The organism is Salinimicrobium oceani (assembly GCF_012037645.1).
The window spans coordinates 1-750 of sequence record NZ_JAAVJR010000111.1; the positions used below are offsets into that span (position 1 = coordinate 1).

Below are 750 nucleotides of genomic sequence, written 5' to 3' on the forward strand. Positions count from 1 at the left end.
TTTTCGGAGTTCTTCTACAGGATAATTGTTCACAACTCCGCCGTCAATAAGGAGCCGCCCATCTATCATCACGGGATTAAATAAACTTGGTATAGCCGCACTGGCCGATATCGCCTGCGGAAGATGGCCGCTGTCAAGGATCACCTCTTCCCCGGTTTCAACATCGGTCGCTACAGCAAAAAACGGAATAGGCATTTCGCTAAAATCCTGCTGCTCCTGGAGGTGCAGCGTCAATTTAGACATCAGGTTATAGATGTTTTGCCCCCGCGAAAGAGCAGACGGAAATGAGATTTTCAAATTGTCAAAGGGCAAAGTGATTGCATATCTTTCTGAATCCCTTTTCTCATAAAAGGTCTTTGCCCCCCGAGGCAACTCATCCTGAATAAGAATATTAAAGTTTGTTTCCTGAAATATGCTGTCCAGCTGGTGTGCAGTATATCCTGCAGCATAAAGTGCACCCACAATGGCACCCATACTCGTCCCTCCTATATAATCCACCCTAACCCCTGCATCATCCAGGACTTTTAAAACTCCAATATGTGCTAAACCCTTAGCGCCACCTCCGCTTAGAACTAATCCCACCTTAGGGTCCTCCTCCTGTGAAAAAGCCGACAGGGTAGTCAAAAAGAGGAAAATAAGGAGGATCTTTTTAAGCATTTTGGGGATGGTAGTGGTTAAAAATAATAGAAGCCTTGGACTTTCCTATTACCGAAGATAAGCTTTCCAGAGAAGCTTCCTTAACTCTTTTTA

At 44.7% G+C, this 750-nt stretch carries 1 protein-coding gene; it reads right to left on the reverse strand.

The annotated features are described in order from the left end of the window. Positions 1 to 657: patatin-like phospholipase family protein (locus HC175_RS15715; protein WP_168139382.1), on the reverse strand; the 657-nt coding region annotated here is incomplete at its 3' end. Between the last annotated feature and the right edge of the window lie 93 nt (positions 658 to 750).